Below are 3,271 nucleotides of genomic sequence, written 5' to 3'. Positions count from 1 at the left end.
GGCGGTTCCTGTGGGCGGCGGCCGTCGCCGGGCTGGTGCCCACACTGCTGTGGCGTCGCACCCGTCCGCTGACGGCGCTCGCGGTCGCCTTCGGCGTCCCCGGGCTGCTTCTCCTGGTGACGGGCGGCGTGTCCGCACCGATGTACACGGCGGTGTGCTTCTTGCTCCTGCCGTATTCCCTGGTGCGGTGGGGCTCCGGACGCGAGATCGTGGCGGGTTCGGTGATCGTGTTCGCCAGCTCCACCACCCGGATCGCCCTCGAGAGCTCCGCCTCCGGCCTCGCCGATCTCGTCGGCGGCTCCGCCGTGCTGTTCTCGGTCTGTGCGTTGGCCGCGGCGGTCCGCTTCCGGGCCGGGGCCAGGGAGCGCGAGCTCGACCGGGTCAGGCTGCTCGAACGCGAGCGTCTGGCCCGCGACCTGCACGACACGGTCGCCCACCACGTCTCGGCGATCGCGATCCGCGCCCAGGCGGGCCTGGCGGTGGCGGAGTCCCGACCGGGCGCCGCGGCCGAGGCGCTCAGGGTGATCGACGCCGAGGCCTCACGCACCCTGACCGAGATGCGCGTCATGGTCCGGGCCCTGCGCTGGGGTGAGACCGCCGCCCCGGGGCCCAGCCCGGGGCTCGGCGACCTCCGGCGGCTCGTCGGCCGCGACGGGACCGGCCCGCCCGTCGACGTGGCGATCGCCGGCGCCGTCGACGACCTTCCCTCGCCGGTCGCAGCGGCGATCTTCCGCCTGGCCCAGGAAGCGGTCACCAACGCCCGTCGGCACGCCCGCCACGCGACCCGGATCGAGGTCCGCGTCACCGCCGACGCCGCGTCGGTGCGTCTGCGGGTGAGCGACGACGGCGATACCGGTGTCCCGCGCTCCACGGCGGCTCCGGGACACGGGCTCGTGGGCATGACCGAACGGGCCGCCCTGCTCGGCGGTACCTGCGAGGCCGCCCCGAACCCCGACCGGGGCTGGACCGTGACCGCCGTGCTGCCCCGGGCGGGTGCGGCGACATGAGCATCAGGGTGGTCGTCGCCGACGACCAGGAGATCGTCCGTACCGGCCTGGCGATGATCCTCGACGCCCAGCCCGGCATCGACGTCGTCGGCCAGGCCGCCGACGGCGCGGAGGCGGTCGCGCTCGCGCGGCGCCTGCGCCCCGACGTGTGCCTGTTCGACATCCGCATGCCCGGTGTCGACGGCATCGAGGCCACCCGAGCCCTCGCCGGACCGGACGTCGAGGTCCCCCTCGCCGTCGTCGTCATCACCGTCTTCGACCTCGACGACCACGTCTACGCGGCCCTTCGTGCGGGGGCCCGGGGGTTCCTGCTCAAGGACGCCGGAGCCGACCTGCTCACCCAGGCCGTGCGCGCCGCCGCCCGGGGCGACGCCCTCATCGCGCCGAGCGTCACCGCGCGGCTGCTCGACGCCTTCGCCGACTCCGGTCCGGCCGCACCGCCGGTCCAGCCCGTCGAGCCGCTCACCGGCCGCGAGGAGCAGATCCTCGCCGCCGTCGCCCGGGGGCGGACCAACGGCGAGATCGCCGACGAGTGCCACATCTCGCTCAGCACCGTCAAGACCCACATCGCCAGCCTCATGGCCAAGCTCGGGGCCCGCAACCGCGTCGAGATCGCGATATGGGCCTACGAGACCAAGCGTGTCAGGAACGGTGTCGGCCGTGAGGGGACCGCCCGGGGGTGACCGGCGGTACGGTCCGCCCCTCGTACTTTCGGCTGACCCGGTTCGGGCCCGATCGCCGATGCCTCGGAGCCCCCTCGACGGCCACGGTGGAGCCATGCCGCCGTCGGCCGACCGAAGGGACTCGCCGTGACCCGCTCCAGAACGGGCTGGACCATACTCGTCGCGCTGCTCGCGCTCAGCGCTGTTCCGGTGATCGCCGGTGCCGTCCGCCTGGGCGAACTGACCGGCGGAGCGGAGGTCACCTCGCACAACGCCCGGTTCTTCGCTGATCCGCTGCCCCTGGTGCTGCACGTCGTCAGCGCCAGCGTGTACTGCCTCCTGGGNCCGTCCAGTTCCCTCCGGGGCTGCGCCGCCGGTGGATCGGCTGGCATCGCGCGTCGGGGTGGCTGCTGGTACCGCTGGGGATCGTCGCGGCGCTGTCGGGGGTGTGGATGACCGTGTTCTACGACCTTCCCGAGATCGACGACGGCCTCTTCCTCACCGCTCAACGCCTCGTGTTCGGCGCGGCCATGGCCCTGGCCCTCGTCCTCGCCCTCGTCGCGGTACGGCGGCGCGACATCGCCCGGCACCGCGCCTGGATGATCCGCGGATACGCGATCGGCCAGGGCGCGGGCACGCAGGTCCTCACCCACCTGCCCTGGGTTCTGTTCCTCGGCGCTCCGGGCGAGCTCACCCGGGCGCTGCTCATGGGCGCGGGCTGGGCGGTCAACCTCGCCGTGGCCGAGGTGATCATCCGCCGAGGGGAACGGCGACCGGTGGGGCGGCGTGCCAGAACGCGCGTTTTCGGGGCCGCGGGGTCTGGGCGGGCGGTCTGAGGCCCGACCGGGGCTGGTCTGCCCGGGACCGTGTCCCTAGGCGCGGGGCGAGACCTTCACCCCTCACACGGAGACCGCGGTGTCCACGTGTCCGCACCCCCGGCGCGCGGCGAGCGGCCAGGGAGCGAAGGCGCCGTCGGGCAGCCGTACGAACACGTCGTGTCCGTGCGCGATGACGCCGGTGGCGCGCCCGCGGGGGAGCCGCTCCAGCACGTAGGCGGAGGACAGGCTGGTCACGTCACGGATGGTGCCCAGGGGCAGGAGCGATCGGGTCTCGGCGATCGCCTCGTGCTCACCCGCCCGCAGGACGACCCTCGTTCCGGGGGAGACACCCTGGGCCGCGATGCAGACGGTGATGTTGTCCAGGTCGTCGGAGCCCACGGCGGCCAGGGCCCGGGCGCGGCGGAGGTGGAGTCTTTCGAGGACGGCCCGGTCACCGCCGTGTCCGGCCACCACCGGGATGCCCAGGGAGCGGGCGAGGCGTACGTTCGGCGCGTGCGGGTCCCGTTCCACGCCGACGACGGGGACGCCCAGTCGGCGCAGCTCGCAGCACAGTCGGAGTCCGACCTGGCCGATGCCGACGACGATCACGTGCCCGAACCGGGGGACGGTACGGGAACCGATCAGGCCGACGAGGCGGGGACCGAGCATCCGCTCGATGAGACCGGCGGTGAACATGGCGGTGAACACGATCGTGCCGAGCATGAGGGCACTGGAGACCAGCTGGTAGGCGATCGAGTGCTCGGCCGCGACCGCCGGTCCCACG

The 3,271-nt window shown here is 73.9% G+C and carries 4 protein-coding genes; 3 read left to right on the top strand and 1 reads right to left on the bottom strand.

The genetic code is table 11. The features are described from left to right. The first annotated feature begins 8 nt into the window (after nt 1-8). From D471_RS0127220 to D471_RS36470, 3 genes are all read left to right on the top strand, one after another. Nucleotides 9-1,007 (top strand): sensor histidine kinase, encoded by a 999-nt coding sequence (locus D471_RS0127220; protein ID WP_083924346.1) that lies wholly within the window; start codon nt 9-11, stop codon nt 1,005-1,007. Further along, the gene (locus tag D471_RS0127215; RefSeq protein ID WP_017601542.1) at nt 1,004-1,690 is read left to right on the top strand and encodes a response regulator; all 687 of its coding nucleotides are present in this window, start codon (nt 1,004-1,006) and stop codon (nt 1,688-1,690) included. Before D471_RS0127220 ends, D471_RS0127215 begins: the two co-directional genes overlap by 4 nt. A gap of 311 nt (nt 1,691-2,001) precedes the next feature. Beyond that, on the top strand, nt 2,002-2,505 hold the full coding sequence (locus tag D471_RS36470) for a DUF2306 domain-containing protein (protein ID WP_449406580.1): 504 nt from the start codon (nt 2,002-2,004) through the stop codon (nt 2,503-2,505). A gap of 63 nt (nt 2,506-2,568) precedes the next feature. Here the strand turns inward: D471_RS36470 and D471_RS0127205 are convergent. After that, a partial coding sequence (locus tag D471_RS0127205; protein ID WP_017601541.1) for an NAD(P)-binding protein occupies nt 2,569-3,271 on the bottom strand: 703 nt, incomplete at its 5' end.

It is taken from the genome of Nocardiopsis lucentensis DSM 44048 (assembly GCF_000341125.1).
GTDB lineage: Bacteria > Actinomycetota > Actinomycetes > Streptosporangiales > Streptosporangiaceae > Nocardiopsis > Nocardiopsis lucentensis.
Note: the sequence above shows the minus strand (reverse complement) of the source record. Positions and strands in the feature narration are given on the sequence as shown.

Coding starts and splice junctions, on each gene's coding strand:
- D471_RS0127215 (WP_017601542.1), top strand. CDS start 1,004: ATGAGCATCAGGGTGGTCGTCGCCGACGACCAGGAGATCGTCCGTACC.